At 47.0% G+C, this 14,422-nt stretch carries 12 protein-coding genes and 1 other RNA gene; 4 read left to right on the top strand and 9 right to left on the bottom strand.

Going from position 1 to position 14,422, the window contains the following annotated elements; genetic code table 11:
* The 4 genes from rnpB to RMO35_RS12310 form a co-directional block, all read right to left on the bottom strand.
* Positions 1-367, bottom strand: an RNA gene (rnpB, locus tag RMO35_RS12325) — RNase P RNA component class A; the annotation flags it as partial.
* 74 nt (positions 368-441) lie between these two features.
* Positions 442-2,424: a DNA sulfur modification protein DndD gene (gene dndD, locus RMO35_RS12320; RefSeq protein WP_309741547.1), complete on the bottom strand. Its 1,983-nt coding sequence runs from the start codon at positions 2,422-2,424 to the stop codon at positions 442-444.
* A gap of 292 nt (positions 2,425-2,716) precedes the next feature.
* Positions 2,717-3,472, bottom strand: a complete 756-nt coding sequence (locus RMO35_RS12315) for an alpha/beta hydrolase (RefSeq protein ID WP_309741546.1) — start codon at positions 3,470-3,472, stop codon at positions 2,717-2,719.
* Between the two features lie 3 nt (positions 3,473-3,475).
* The gene (locus RMO35_RS12310; protein WP_309741545.1) at positions 3,476-4,261 is read right to left on the bottom strand and encodes a lysophospholipid acyltransferase family protein; all 786 of its coding nucleotides are present in this window, start codon (positions 4,259-4,261) and stop codon (positions 3,476-3,478) included.
* 188 nt (positions 4,262-4,449) lie between these two features.
* On the opposite strand from RMO35_RS12310, the gene RMO35_RS12305 reads away from it, so the two are divergent.
* Both RMO35_RS12305 and RMO35_RS12300 read left to right on the top strand, forming a co-directional pair.
* Positions 4,450-5,070: a CDP-alcohol phosphatidyltransferase family protein gene (locus RMO35_RS12305; RefSeq protein ID WP_309741543.1), complete on the top strand. Its 621-nt coding sequence runs from the start codon at positions 4,450-4,452 to the stop codon at positions 5,068-5,070.
* A 201-nt stretch (positions 5,071-5,271) separates the two neighbouring features.
* Positions 5,272-5,997, top strand: coding sequence for a TVP38/TMEM64 family protein (locus RMO35_RS12300; RefSeq protein ID WP_309741542.1), 726 nt, complete (start codon positions 5,272-5,274; stop codon positions 5,995-5,997).
* Here RMO35_RS12300 and RMO35_RS12295 read toward each other — a convergent pair.
* The 4 genes from RMO35_RS12295 to RMO35_RS12280 form a co-directional block, all read right to left on the bottom strand.
* The gene (locus RMO35_RS12295; protein ID WP_309741541.1) at positions 5,971-6,564 is read right to left on the bottom strand and encodes an alpha-ketoglutarate-dependent dioxygenase AlkB; all 594 of its coding nucleotides are present in this window, start codon (positions 6,562-6,564) and stop codon (positions 5,971-5,973) included. The two genes, RMO35_RS12300 and RMO35_RS12295, sit on opposite strands and share 27 nt — an antisense overlap.
* Positions 6,565-6,821: 257 nt before the next feature.
* Positions 6,822-8,285 carry a cobyric acid synthase CobQ gene (cobQ, locus tag RMO35_RS12290; RefSeq protein WP_396135661.1) on the bottom strand — a complete coding sequence of 488 codons (1,464 nt, stop codon included), beginning with the start codon at positions 8,283-8,285 and terminating at the stop codon, positions 6,822-6,824.
* A gap of 198 nt (positions 8,286-8,483) precedes the next feature.
* Positions 8,484-10,124, bottom strand: a complete 1,641-nt coding sequence (gene prfC, locus RMO35_RS12285) for a peptide chain release factor 3 (protein WP_309741539.1) — start codon at positions 10,122-10,124, stop codon at positions 8,484-8,486.
* Between the two features lie 310 nt (positions 10,125-10,434).
* Positions 10,435-11,379 (bottom strand): diacylglycerol kinase family lipid kinase, encoded by a 945-nt coding sequence (locus tag RMO35_RS12280; RefSeq protein ID WP_309741537.1) that lies wholly within the window; start codon positions 11,377-11,379, stop codon positions 10,435-10,437.
* A gap of 126 nt (positions 11,380-11,505) precedes the next feature.
* Here RMO35_RS12280 and glyS point away from each other — a divergent pair, with 126 nt between their 5' ends.
* Entirely contained in the window at positions 11,506-13,653 is a 2,148-nt protein-coding gene (glyS, locus tag RMO35_RS12275; protein ID WP_309741536.1) for a glycine--tRNA ligase subunit beta, read from the top strand.
* An 84-nt stretch (positions 13,654-13,737) separates the two neighbouring features.
* Here the strand turns inward: glyS and RMO35_RS12270 are convergent, their stop codons facing one another.
* The gene (locus tag RMO35_RS12270) at positions 13,738-14,202 is read right to left on the bottom strand and encodes an NADAR family protein (protein ID WP_309741535.1); all 465 of its coding nucleotides are present in this window, start codon (positions 14,200-14,202) and stop codon (positions 13,738-13,740) included.
* A 98-nt stretch (positions 14,203-14,300) separates the two neighbouring features.
* Between RMO35_RS12270 and RMO35_RS12265 the strand changes: the two genes are divergently transcribed.
* Positions 14,301-14,422, top strand: a 122-nt coding sequence (locus RMO35_RS12265; protein WP_309741548.1) for a PQ-loop domain-containing transporter, incomplete at its 3' end; no start/stop codon positions are given.

The following is a 14,422-nucleotide window of genomic DNA, read 5'->3' as shown; positions in this document are numbered from 1 at the left end:
TTATCTATCTGGGTAGTTTGTTACCAAGTACCTCAAGCGGATCTAAACGGAACAGGGAAAAAACCAACCATTGCCCCTGCCTTGCTTCCAACCGGGGTTTACCGAGCCAGTACCTCTCGATACTGCTGGTGCGCTCTTACCGCACCTTTGCACCCTTACCGCAGGTAGTGGATAGTGGACAGTGAATAGTGGATAGAAAAAACTATTCACTATTCACTATTCACTATCCACTTCCCGTGGCGGTATTTTTCTGTGGCACTATCCTCACGATCGCTCGCACTGGGAATTACCCAGCAAGTTTGGTCTTTGGGAAGCCCGGACTTTCCTCGAATTCGACTAGCAAACTCGCAACCACCTCACCGACTCTTTTCTCAATTCCTTATTGTACAGGGTCGTTGTCGGTAGGGGGTAGATGGTAGAGATCGAACAAAAGTATCACTTCTACCAAAAATATCCCGATCGAACTTGGGTGCGCTGTTCGCTGGAGTTGTGTTCTAGTGTATATTCGCGGGTAATTGCGCCGCGCTCTCGTAAATTTGTTACTTCAGTTTCGGCAACTTCGGTATCTGTCGATAATAAGATTACTTGTTGACTGGCTGCGGGAAAATAGCGTTCGATTAGATTGGTACGGTGGGAGGAATCCAATCTTCCTAACGGGGTATCGATCGCGATCGGTAATTGTCGTCCCGATACGCGTGCCAACCCCCATAATAAGGCGATCGCGAGCAGTTGTTTTTCCCCGGCGGAGAGGCGGTTTTTTGGTAACAATTTACCTTCGCGATCGTGGAGCGTTAGGGCGAAGGTGCTGCTATCGATCGTTACGCGTTGGACGAGTTCGGATTTGTGTAGTAAATAGCGAAAACATTCGGTAACTTCGTTTTCGAGTTTGTTAATTTTCTTGAGAGTAAGCTTGACTTTAAATACTTCTAATGTTGCTTTAACTTTAGCGATCGAATCGATAATATGTCGATCGTTTTTTAGGCTGATATTAGTTTCGGTATAAGTTGCTAATTCTTGTCTGGTTTTGGTAATAACTCGGTCGAGTTCTTGATGGCGGCGTTCGCTGGTAATTTTATCGGCTTTGAGTTGGGATACTAGTTCGCGAGCGGTACTTTCTTGGGCTTTGAGGCGGATGTATTCTTCTGGTGATGCGGCTTCGGCAATTTGGCGATCGAGGAAGTCTAATTCGGCTTCGAGTTTGATTAGTTGAGTTTGGAGTTTAACTACGAGAGCGCGATCGCGATCGATCTCGGATTTTAGCAGCGTATCTAAATAGCTTATTGCTTCTGGATCGGCGGCTAACCAAGCGGGTGGATCTAATTCAGCCGCCTGCTCTAAGCTATGATTTTCGCTAGTTAAAAAGGTTTGAATTTCCGAAATTGTCTCTACTGAGAGCGATTGGTGGTGGAGAAAATCGAGCAACCGCCGATCGCGATCGACTAATAGATCGAGCGCGGCTGTGCCTTGTTGATGGCGCAATTCGAGCGCGGCTTGCGATCGCGCTTGAGTCAATAATGGGGTAATTAGAGCCAAGGGCAAACTACCTGCTGCAAGCTGGCATAAATCCTGACGGTGCCGATCGATTTGGGTTTGAATAGCTTTTGACTCTAGCTCCAATTCTTTGCCTTGAGCGGCGATTTTGCCCCCTTCGAGAATGAATTTATCAAAGGCTTGTCCTTCGCGCTCGATCGCGGTCTCTAGCTTAAGTTCGATCTGCTCTATTTCTCGCTCGACGGTGGCTGATTCGAGCTGTTGAAGATCTAGTTTGGCTTCGATCGTCTCGATCGCTTCTAATTGACTTTTAGTTGCCAGATCGCGCCGTTTTCTGGTTACTAATACATCTAAATCTGCTGCTAATCTTTCAGCTAGTTCTAATCCTAATAATGATTGAATTGCATCAAAGACACCAACGGGCGGTGTTTCCTGTTCGGCTAATTCCTTGACCTGCTCGCCATCAAATAGAAATAGATTAGAAATACCGAGTGGTAAGAGATTTTCAATGTACTCATCCCATGTATTCAACAGAGTTTTATCTGCCCAATCATTGACTAAAATCCCTAAAGTATCCTTACCATCCTTGGGATTGCGCTCCCAATACCGGACGATCCGAATATCGCGCAAGTCACCATCTTCCGCAACTTGAAATGCTAATTCGACTCGGGCTTTTTCGGTAGGGAGGGTATGACGACTGACGCACTGATCGAGAAAATCACCGTAACTCAAACTCCCCCGCGTCGAACACTGAGCGCGCGCACCGTAGAGTGCGAGCCTCATCGCATCCATAATCGTTGTTTTACCACCGCCATTCATTCCCCCAATCAAAATAATCGGACGGCTATCTGCGGAAAGATCCGGTAATAAATTAAGGGTGTTCCTACCTAAGTAAGAACCAAAGTTTTCTAGTACCAGTTCGCGAAATAGCATAGTCAGTGGGAGTGAGGAGCGGGGAATGATGCACGCTCGTCTGTATCATCATACGAGATCGGCTAAATTAGGGAGATGGGAGTGAAAAGAGATACCCAGTAGTGGGACGACACGACTAAAACTGTGGGCATTCATAACGCTGAAAAATATAATGAGTAACATTTTGAGCGAGCGCTTTACCCACATTTTTAGTAGTGTCGAGCCAGTCGTCCCAGTAGGGTGGGCACTGCCCACCATCTAGGTTTTAGGCAATATCCATTTAATAAATGTTTGCTTCAACCTACTTAGATTGTCATACGAGATCGACCAGATTAGTATCTTTCTCTAGCAGGCAAGCATGACCGCTCCAGGGTAAGAAAGTCGTTTTTGACTTGGGAAGTTGTTGGTGGAGAAAACGCACCTCTAGCACCGAAGGAAGCAGCCTGTCGTGTTCGCCAGCAATCAGCTCGACGGGGATATCGACTAGTGATGGTAATACTGAATCGATCCGAAACTGTCGCAATAAACTCAGTCGCCACGCCGCTGTCTGCGGTTGGACGGAGAGCATCGCATCGATCAGGTTTTGACGATCTTCAGGCGTGACTCGATCGGCATTGGTGAGAAAATTGGCGAGAATCCGCGTGGATAATGGATACATATTGTCTGGCAACAAACTGGAGAGTGCGCTCCCTTCCGTCAACCACGGCAACCGCACAAATGACGAAGCGGGATTGATGAGTATCAGTTTTTCGATGTTTTTAGCCATTCTACTGGCAACTTGCATTGCCCAGCAGGCACCGAAAGACTCGCCGCATAAATATAGTTGCCGTCCTTCGGGTAGCTCGGTAATGATACACTGCATCGATCGATCTACCAATCCGTGCCAATCGCTACGGTCATCGCTGGCGATTGCCAAGCAGCGCAGATCGAATCTGGATGCTAATCCATCGATTTGCTTGTAAAGTAATCGACCAGTTCCATCCATCCCCGGAAAAAAAACAAATAGCGGTAGATGTGGCTGAGCTGGTCGGGGTTGAAAAAAATTAAGGGGATGAGAGTGAAGCTGCATGATTTATGCTGCGAGCAGGTCAGCAACTTGGTGTGATAATGTGGCAGTCAGATCCTTTACTACTTTACCAGCTTGACGACCGTGGTAACGCTCTCGATAAGGCTCGATCGCAAACGGTTCGCCGATCCGAATGACGACTCGTTGATAGAGTACGGCAGGATGCCAACCCTCTTGGCGAAATAGCGGCTCTAAGGGGTCTAGATGGTGCAGCAGGCTCAGAGGTACGGCGGGCCATTGGACTTCGGCCTGCGAGCAGATGGCTACTGGGAGGATCTGTAAATTGGGGACAGTTGCTTGGAGTGCTAAATGGGCGAAGCCGCGATAAAATGGACAGATCCCTTTGGGGGTCGGCGTTGCCAGCATCGGGGCGGCACCCTCTGGGAAAATCCCGATCGTTTTACCTCGATCGAGTAAGTTTGTAGAATGCTCCACTAGATCGCGATACCAATCCTTGTTAGTCAACGGGAAACCGCCACAACTCTGCAATACTTCACGCAGCACGGGGACATTGCCCATATACCGATGGCAAGCAAAGTTGATCGGCGTGTTGAGATAACTAGTCAAAATAAACGGATCGAGGAAACTGCGGTGATTGCAGACAATCAGTAAGGGGCCAGAGGAGGGCAGTCGTTCGGGATTTTGCACCTTAACGCCAATCCCCAATAGCCCAAAGATATCCTGAGCGATGGCAGTAGCATAACCATCAAAAGGGGCGATAGACTCCAATAAATTCATGTAGTTACCGAAAAAAGGAGGTGCGTGGCGATCTGGGGTTAGAAATTTTCCCACCCATGCAGGTAGTTAGTAGAACGTCTCAATCTCGTCGAGCGGCAAAAAATTAATATTCTCCTCACACTTGTAATCTTAGCCATATTTTTGACGATCGGGAAGGTTGTTACCAGCCCAAATAAATGTATTATAAATAAATTCACGATCGCCAGTCATGTCCCGCCAAACATTAGTTTTATTCCCATCCAATGCTTAAAAAACTAGTATATGTTCCTATTATTCTAGTTGGAATGCGCTTGACACTCGCCCCTTTACTGTTGCTTGATGCCTGGGATGGCCAGATTAGTAGTTTGTTCCTAGTTGGTTATATTATCGCGGTACTTTCTGACATCTTCGACGGGGTTATCGCGCGGCGACTGGGGGTGAGTACCGCGAAGCTCCGACAAGCAGATAGTTGGGCGGATATTTGCCTGTATTTGTGTATTGCTGCTAGTACTTGGCGGGTATATCCCCAAGTAGTTATCGATTTTAAAGTGCCGTTATTAATAGCGGCGATGGCGCAAATCTCTTTGTATGCGATTGGTTGGCTGAAGTTTAGAAAATTTCCCAGCTTTCATACTTATACCGCTAAAATCTGGGGTTTAACTTTATTAGTTGCCACTGTGAGATTATTTGGCTTCGATGATGCTAATACCCTCTGGTTGGCGATCGGGATGTGTCTGATTAATAGTATTGAAGAGATCGCGATGACTTTTATCCTCACAGCATGGCAGTGTGATGTTTTGAGTATATTTGCCGCGATCGATTTACGAAACAATTCGCTGTTAGTGCTGCAAGATCGGGAAGAATCAAAGATCGCCAAGCCCTAATTAATTAGCTGGACATAATTAAAGTGACAACGACGAAATTGCCCTCACCCCGCCCTCGCCTCCGGCTCTGGCTCCCCTCTCCCAAACTTGGGAGCGATTCGCGCACGCCTTTGTTCCCCGACGGTTTAGCGAATCAAGAGAGAGGGGCTGGGGGTGAGGGCAAAGGACTGGCATTTTACATTTAATTTCGCATAGCTACTTATGTCAAAGCCGTCGATGCGATCGAAATTCAAACAGCAGATCGGTAATTATTTAAAGCCAATCTTATTAGCTGGTGTAATTATTTTGTTTTTTACGACGCCAGCACGTAACTTATTAGATCGAGAAATGCTGACTGACTACCTGCAAAAACTTGGTGTCTGGGCTGTTCCTGCTTTTGTGATTACCTATGTGTTGGTAGCTGTGCTGGGTTTACCAATTACAATTCATACATTAGCTGGCGGCTATGTATTCGGGTTAGTATGGGGCACAGTTTGGTCTGTATTGTCAGCAACACTAGGCGCGATCGGGGCATTCTACCTGACTCGATATGTTTTTCAAGATTGGGCAATCGCCAATTTTGGGAGACACAAATTGCTCAATAAATTCAATCGAATATTTGATAATAGCGATAGAAATCGAGTCTTATTAACAGCAATTAAGCCACAGCAAGGTAATGCTTTTAATCTGATTCTAGCCTTACGGTTAGCACCGATCGCGCCATTTAATCTGATTAACTTTCTCCTCGCACTGACGCCAATTAGTTTTCAAGTTTATACATTTGCAACTTTTATCGGTGTTATCCCCGGTACGATCGCTTACACTTGGCTGGGTGCTGCTGGTAAAACGGCGATACAAGATGGAGATCGGTTGCAGTTTGGATTTGCAGCTATTTTCTTAGTTTTCCTCTCTTTGTTGCCGTTATGGTTCAAGCGTTGGCGCTGGTAACGCTCGATATAATGGATCGATCCGGCGAAAGGTCAGACTAATCCGACCATCCATCACATTAGCCCGTTTGATCGCATGACTCCAGAATTCTTGGGTTTTCTGGCTCATATATAGCAATGAACCATGTGGTAAAAGATAACTAAGACGTTGCTCATAATCGGCTTTCGATCGAAATGAAAGTTTCCGTTCTGTACCGAGCGAGATAATAATAATCTGGGTACCGTCTTCGAGATTATCGATATCGTCAGAGTGGAAACCCATTTTATCGCGACCATCTTTGTAAAAGTTGACCAGACAACTATTTGGTTCAAATCCTAAAGTTTGCGCTAACTGTCGGCATAGCGGCTGAAGTAGAGGGTGCATGGGCTGGACTTCATAGGTCAAGCCCGAATAATTGTAAGGTAGCCCAAAACATGCCGTCTTCCGCGCACTGATGCGAAGATCCCAATCAATGCGCTCGCATAATTGGGTATATAGTTCGGTTGCGACTCTGGGTGATAGGTAGCCGGGGCAAATTGTAACTTCTGGGGTCGTTAGATCGGTCGATCGTTGATAGTTTGCTAACATGTCCTAGATGAAAAATGTATGATGGACATTGCCCGTCATTAAGAGGGTGTTTGAAAAGTTCGAGATATTACTCGGATTCAGTCTACTTAAGTAAACTTTATGCCGTTAGATAAATGTAGAGTGGGCAATGTCTTGATTCGCTCGATCTAGAGGAAACCTCCAGGGCGCGAATCGCTGCCCACCATCTAGATTTTAGATGATTTCGACATCGTAAAAAATACCTTTTACAGATCTCAAACTCTGTTTTACGCGCTCGACTATTGCAACCGAGCTAAATCTAGATACTCCGAAATTGAATCAGCCAACGTATCAAAAATCTCCTCTCGTTGACTGGCATAATCCGGTACTTCGATAGTAATTGGGGCAAGGTGGCGACGCTGACGGATCTGGTTGAGCCAATTTCTGCGCCATCTCCCATTATCGAAGATGCCGTGTAAATATGTGCCCCAAAGCTGAAGTTGACAATCGACGATGCCCAGACTTGCATCGGTAAATAATGGCTCGTAGTCATCGCTAGCAGCTACTTGAGGGTGCCATTGGGTCGTACCTTGATGGATCTCATAGCCTGCGATCGAGTCGCCTTCTGTTGGATAATTGGTGGTGGTGGTGAGTTGGCGGGTAGTCTTGATCTCAGTAATGGTAGTTTGGAGCGGAAATAAACTTAATCCGGGACACTCACCGGGGATGCCTTCAATTCCGGCTGGATCTGCGAGGGTAGTACCGAGCATTTGAAAACCGCCACAAATACCCATAATCGTACCGCCACTGGCTAGATAATCTGGTAGTACTGCGGCGATGCCTGTTTGTTGCAACCACTGAAGATCGGCGATGGTTGTTTTCGAGCCGGGTAAAATTATGGCATCGCAAGTATTTAGTTCATCTTTAGTCGTAATATATTTGAGATTGACAGTAGGTTCGGCATCGATCGGATCGAAGTCGTTAATGTTAGAAATCCGGGTAAATCTAACGACTCCAATCGTCAAATCTGCATTCGGTTTTCGCGACCGCCGTTCTAATAAGTCTAGCGAGTCTTCCGAGGGAAATACTTGGTCTAACATCGGAATTACCCCGATGACTGGAATCCCCGTTCGTTCCTCCAGCCAAGTGATTCCCGACTCTAGGAGCGATCGCTGTCCGCGAAATTTATTAATGACAAATCCCTTGATTAAGGCGCGTTCTTCGGGTTCTAACAACTCTAATGTACCGACAATATGTGCGAATACACCACCGCGATCGATATCGGCAACTAAGACCGTATTTGCTTGCAAATAACTCGCCACTCGCATATTAGTCAGATCGCGATGTTTGAGATTGATTTCCGCTGGACTTCCCGCACCTTCGCAGACAATATAGTCGAATTCTACAGCTAATTTGTCCAAACAATCGGTAATTGCCGCCCACCCGCGATCGAAATAATCGCGGTAATAATCCGCCGCCTGCACTCTTCCTACCGCCGTACCCATTAAGATTACCTGGGAAGTCATATCGCCCTGGGGTTTGAGCAAGATCGGATTCATCTCCACTCGCGGCTCGATTTTCGCCGCCCAGGCTTGGACTGCCTGGGCGTGACCCATCTCCTTACCATCGGCGGTAATATAAGCATTCAGCGCCATATTTTGTCCCTTGAAGGGAGTCACCCGCCAGCCTTGGCGCACCAATAGCCGACAGATGGCTGCGGTAATTAATGATTTTCCAGCGTGGGAGGTAGTGCCCACAACCATGATGGATTTACTCACATCTTGCATCAAAACAAAGTTACTAGTATTTTAGTGGATAGTGGATAGTGGATAGTTAATAGTATTTACGAGCAAGTTTTGACGCTATTTTCATCAGTCTTTATTTACTGTCTTGACGCGCTAAACCTGGAGGAAACCTCCAGGTTTAGCGCGTCGCTGGCGCAAGATGCGAGTTTAGTCAATTTAACTCACCGCTGAAGATCCGATCGTAATGGGTGCGATCGCGCTTAATTTTAGACTAGGATGGTCTTCTAATAACTGATTGACATTCCATTCATTCTTAAATAATAACACCGGACGATTCCAGAGGTCTTTGATAACTAAAGTATTAAATAATCGTCCGACTTTATCCAAAGCATCCCAACCATTCAGTACCCATCTCGCTACCGAATATCCTAGCGGTTCTAATGTCGTTTCGACGCCATATTCATTCTTCATCCGAAACTGCACCACTTCAAACTGCAACTGTCCCACCGCTGCTAAAATCGGGTCGCGCTTGGCTTCATCGGCTGAATACATGATCTGGACTGCGCCTTCTTCTTGTAGCTCTTTAACTCCTTTTTGAAACTGTTTAAATTTCGAGGGGTTGGGATTGCGGAGGAAGGCAAATAATTCGGGTGAAAAGCAGGGAATACCTTCGTATTCGAGCTTTTTCATACCTGTATAAATCGTATCGCCGATCGCGAACACGCCGGGATTATTTAGACCGATGACATCGCCGGGATATGCTTCTTCGATCGATTCCCGATCTTGGGCGAACAATTTCTGCGGGCGGGATAGTCGGACGGTTTTACCTGTGCGGGCGTGGCTGACGGTCATATCTTTTTCAAACTTACCAGTACAGACACGAATAAACGCGACTCTATCGCGATGTTTGGGATCCATATTGGCTTGTAATTTGAAGACAAAGCCGGAGAATTCTGGATAGCTAGGATCGATCGATCCGACGTTAGAATTGCGATTTCCGGGCTTGAGGGCGTATTCTAAGAAGTAGTGTAAAAACAACTCCACCCCAAAATTGGTCATCGCACTGCCGAAGAATACCGGGGTCATATAACCCGCGTGAATCGCTTCTAGATCTAATTCGGAAGCCACCCCATCCAAGAGTTCCAAATCGCTATGGAGTTGGTCGAATAATTCTTTGTCTAATATTTCCTTCAGGCGCGGGTCGTGGAGATCCATCACCGTATCGGTGGCTTCCCGGCTGCCATGCGCTGTCCGCTCGAATAAATGAACTTTCTGCTGATGGCGATCGAACACGCCTTTAAAGCGATCTCCGGTACCGATCGGCCAATTGACAGCATAGGTTTGTAAGCCTAATTCTTGTTCGATCTCGTCTAATAATTCTAACGGTTCGCGTCCGGGTCGATCGAGTTTATTCACAAATGTGAAAATCGGCAGCTCGCGCAGCTTACACACCTCAAATAACTTCCGCGTTTGTGGCTCCAAACCTTTCGCTGCATCGATGAGCATCACCGCATTATCAGCGGCGGCGAGGGTTCGATAAGTATCCTCACTAAAATCTTGGTGTCCGGGGGTATCGAGTAGATTTACCTGAAATCCCTGATAGCCAAACTGCAACACCGTCGAGGTAATCGAAATTCCCCGCTGTTTCTCCATCTCCATCCAGTCCGAAGTCGCCTTACGCTGATCGCGTCTGGCTTTGACGGCACCCGCTTCATGAATTGCCCCCCCGTACAGCAACAGTTTCTCTGTGAGGGTGGTTTTCCCCGCATCAGGGTGCGAAATAATCGCGAAATTACGCCGATGTTCGACGGCGATTTCGAGTTCGGTTTGAAGCTGGGGTTGGAGTTCGGTGGACATGGGATGAGATTACCTTAGCGGGCTTCCAGTCTTTGATTATATCTGGTTTCGATCGTTGACTGACCTCGATCGACTGGTTAAGCACCGATCGAATTTTCTCAAACCCGCTTATCTATTGGTAAACAGTAGATTTGTAGGTTGGGTTGAAGAATGAAACCCAACAACTCACCAATCGATCTGTGGGTTGTTGGGTTTCGCTATCGCTCTACCCAACCTACAACTTGCCCAGCCTACAAATATATTTGGTGCGTTACGCTACGCGATAACACATCCTACGACATTCTTGCAAATCGAATAGGACTGCCATATGCTAAGCTCCAACCGATTGCCACAGCGATCGATCTGCATTCGGCGGTACTAGAATCCAGAGACTATTGGGAATCACCTGAAAACTCATCGGTGTCGTACCGAGGTAATCCCCATCCACTTGTACGGGCAGAGCCTTACCGCGTTTGCCACGAATTTCGACTTGTCTAGCTTGATAATATTTCACCAGCGGATCGCGGTTGTAATGACGGGCGAAAATTGAAATTAACCGTCGGGGTGCCGACAACATCCCTTGTCCCTTAATTACACACACATCGAGTAATCCATCATCGATCGTCGCATTGGCAGTAAACTTGACGACACCGCCATAGAGCTGACTATTACCGACGATTACCATCAAGATTTTGCCCCGCACCCGTCTACCATCGATACGGAGTTTCAGCCGGACGCCGCGAAAATTCCAGGCGACTTGAATCGCTTGTTTGATATAGGCAAGCGCGCCTAATAATTTCTTCTCTTCCGACCTTACTGTCGCCGTGACGGCGGCATCAAAGCCAATTCCCGCCATGAGTAAGAAATAACGATTTCCAGCCATGCCAACGTCAATTTTGGTCAATTCAGACTGAGCGAGACTTTCGGCAGCTTTGAGCATATCCATTGATAAGCCCATTTCCCGCGCCCAAATATTGACAGTGCCTAGTGGTAAGACTCCTAATGCGGTCTCGGTGCCGACTAAGCCATTCATCACCTCATTAACGGTACCATCGCCGCCAGCCGCGACAACGGCATTGTAGCCCGCACGGGCTGCGGTTTGGGCTTTGGTGGTGGCATCTCCTGGCGCAGTCGTGGCGGCGATTTGGACTTGCCAACCGCGATCGCGCCACAAATTTGCGACTCGATCGAGTGTATTCTTGAGGTTGGATGATTGTCCGGCTGTGGGATTGTAGATAATTAGAACTTGCAGGTTGGGATTTAGGCTAGCACGCATTTAGAAAGTTTTTTTTGAACCGCACCAGGCGCAGAGGACACAGAGGTTAGATAATAGAGACGTTTGGAGCTGCTAATTGAGTTTCTATCGATCTATATATTTAGCTGTAATTATTAATTTTTCGATATGTCTGATTTTTTGTTAGAAGTCGGTACTGAAGATCTGCCCGCAGGGTTTGTCAGCGACGCGATTCGGCAGTGGGAAAAGATGATTCCGGCGAGTTTAGTGGCTGAGGTTCTAACTAACGACCGCGTACAGATCTATGGTACACCACGTCGTCTGTCGATTATTGTTACCAATTTACCCGATCGACAACTCGATCGGGTAGAGGAAATTAAAGGCCCTCCAGCCGCAGCCGCTTATAAAGACGGCGTACCGACGCCAGCAGCGGTAGGTTTTGCCAAGAAGCAAGGGGTAGATGTCGCCAGTCTAGAATTGCGTCCGACAGATAAGGGTGAGTTTATTTTTATCACCAAAACGATCGCGGGGCGAGATACTAGAGACATTCTGACTGAGTTAATCCCGCAGTGGATTTTCAAATTAGAAGGCAAACGGTTGATGCGGTGGGCAAATGGAGAATTGAAATTTCCCCGCCCGATTCGCTGGTTAGTGGCGCTGTGGAATAATGATATTTTACCGATCTCGATCGTCAATGGTGAAGATGTCGTTACGAGCGATCGCATTTCGCAGGTGCATCGCGTCCTCCATCCCGCACCAGTTTCCGTCGTTTCAGCCGCCCAGTATTTAAAAACCTTGGCAGACGGCTATGTAAATGTAGACCAAAATCAGCGTCAAGCCGATATTCAGCAACAGGTCCAAGCAGCGGCGACAAAAATGGGCGGAGTTGCCGAAGTTTATCCCGATTTACTCGCCGAAGTAGTCAATCTAGTCGAATACCCCACCGCAGTAGTTGGTAAATTTGATGATGAATTTCTAGACTTACCCCCAGAAGTAATTACCACCGTCATGGTGACACATCAGCGATATTTCCCAATCTTTACCGATGCCAGCAAGCAGGAATTATTACCCCACTTCATCACGATCTCCAATGGCGATCCGGCAAAATCTGATATCATTGCTGCCGGGAATGGACGCGTAGTGCGAGCTAGATTAGCAGACGGACAGTATTTTCATAATGCCGACTTATCCCAACCTTTAGCCGACTATATCCCCAAACTAGAAACCGTCACCTTCCAAGCCGATTTAGGATCGGTGAAATTGAAAGTCGATCGAATTGTTACTAATGCTAACTCGATCGCATCTCAACTAAACCTAAATTCTACCGATTGTCAAAATATCTCCCGCGCAGCCTTACTATGTAAAGCCGATCTCGTCACCCAAATGGTCGGCGAATTCCCCGAACTCCAGGGCATCATGGGATCTAAATACGCGATCGCTAATGGTGAGGCACCAGAAGTAGCTACAGCCATCGTCGAGCATTATTTACCCCGCAATGCCGAAGATAGTTTACCCCAAACATTAACCGGGCAAATCGTCGGGATTGCTGACAGGCTTGATACATTAGTCTGTATCTTTGGACTAGGCATGTTACCGACAGGCTCATCCGATCCCTTCGCCCTCAGACGAGCGGCAAATGCGATTATTAATGTAGTCTGGAATGCGAACTTAGGCATCAATCTAGAACGATTAATCGATCGCATCGTCACCGAATTCAGTCAAATTAGAACCCAAGTAAATACCGCCGAACTCACCCAACAATTACAAGACTTCTTCATTCAAAGACTGCGAAACTTACTCCAAGAAGATCGTCATATCGATTACGATCTCGTCAATGCTCTATTGGGTGAAAACGATCGCGAATATACCCAGCGCGCACTCACCGATTTACTCGATACGCGCGAACGCGCCCTATTCCTCCAACAGATTCGCGATAACGGTACCTTAGAAAGTATCTATCCTACTGTGAATCGATCGAGCAAATTAGCCGCCCAAGGCAATCTCGATACCCAACAATTAGCACCCACCCAAGTAGTCCAAATCAACCTCTTCCAAAAGTCCTCAGAGCAAGCCGTCTATGATGGTTTAATCGCCCTAGAACCGCAGACAAAAGCCGCTCAAGTCTCCCGTAACTATCAACAGGTAATCGATGCTCTGGCGCAACTTACACCCGCGATTAGCAGCTTTTTTGATGGCGAGGATAGTGTATTGGTAATGGACTCCAATCCAGCGATTAAAACCAACAGATTGAATCTATTAGGATTGGTTCGCAATCATGCACGGGTGTTGGCTGATTTTGGCTCGATCGTCAAATAGCAGATAACTCGTAGCGAAACCCAACGAACACACCAATATCCTAGAAATGTTGGGTTTCATTTTTCAACCCAACCTACTCGCTTTCTAATCTGCATCTTGAGATAATCGCAGCAACACCCGCACATCCATGAGGATGCGTCCAAGCATATTCTTGCCACTGCCGTCACCTCCATCACCCCAGTAATCATCGTTGTCGGTATGCTCGACTAACTTGGAGTCTCCAGTAGAGAGCAGTAATGCGCTCAGATCCTCGTGCTGGGTAAACTTTGCCAATACTGCCGCCCGCATGACTCCGACCTTGACAGACTCCCAATCCCGTCGAAGTTTCTGCTTACGATCTCGTCCCATCCGAGCGGCAAGCATCGGCGAGTTGGATTTGCGAATCTTGGTCTTGTATGTTTTGTCCTCGAATTTTTGCGCTTGAAAGTAGTGTTCGGAAGTCGGCCACCGCTCTCCGTCGAGAGTGAATGGGTAAGGTGCGAAATTTGAAAATTCCCCAAATTCGTCACTGACGCTGTAGAAGTTCACAACCCCCGTCATCTCCGTCATAGCATTGCTCCTTATTGCCAATTTATTACAGGTTGGATTTTGCCATCGCTCGACCTAACCCATCTAACAATAACCTAGCTTACAATTAAGAATTCAAAATGCAACTAATCGATCTTGTAGGATACATAGCGGCAACGTTGACAACAGCAGCTTTCTTGCCTCAAGTTCTGAAAGTTTGGCAATCGAAGTCCACTAGCGATCTAGCATTACCAACCCTACT

The sequence above is a fragment of the Chamaesiphon sp. OTE_20_metabat_361 genome (assembly GCF_031364565.1).
The sequence above is the reverse complement of the archived record's forward strand: the minus strand, read 5'-3'. Positions and strand labels throughout refer to the sequence as shown.

Coding starts and splice junctions, on each gene's coding strand:
- dndD (WP_309741547.1), bottom strand. CDS start 2,424: ATGCTATTTCGCGAACTGGTACTAGAAAACTTTGGTTCTTACTTAGGT.
- RMO35_RS12270 (WP_309741535.1), bottom strand. CDS start 14,202: ATGACGGAGATGACGGGGGTTGTGAACTTCTACAGCGTCAGTGACGAA.
- prfC (WP_309741539.1), bottom strand. CDS start 10,124: ATGTCCACCGAACTCCAACCCCAGCTTCAAACCGAACTCGAAATCGCC.
- cobQ (WP_396135661.1), bottom strand. CDS start 8,285: ATGGTTGTGGGCACTACCTCCCACGCTGGAAAATCATTAATTACCGCA.
- RMO35_RS12315 (WP_309741546.1), bottom strand. CDS start 3,472: ATGCAGCTTCACTCTCATCCCCTTAATTTTTTTCAACCCCGACCAGCT.
- RMO35_RS12300 (WP_309741542.1), top strand. CDS start 5,272: ATGTCAAAGCCGTCGATGCGATCGAAATTCAAACAGCAGATCGGTAAT.
- RMO35_RS12295 (WP_309741541.1), bottom strand. CDS start 6,564: ATGTTAGCAAACTATCAACGATCGACCGATCTAACGACCCCAGAAGTT.
- glyS (WP_309741536.1), top strand. CDS start 11,506: ATGTCTGATTTTTTGTTAGAAGTCGGTACTGAAGATCTGCCCGCAGGG.
- RMO35_RS12305 (WP_309741543.1), top strand. CDS start 4,450: ATGCTTAAAAAACTAGTATATGTTCCTATTATTCTAGTTGGAATGCGC.
- RMO35_RS12280 (WP_309741537.1), bottom strand. CDS start 11,379: ATGCGTGCTAGCCTAAATCCCAACCTGCAAGTTCTAATTATCTACAAT.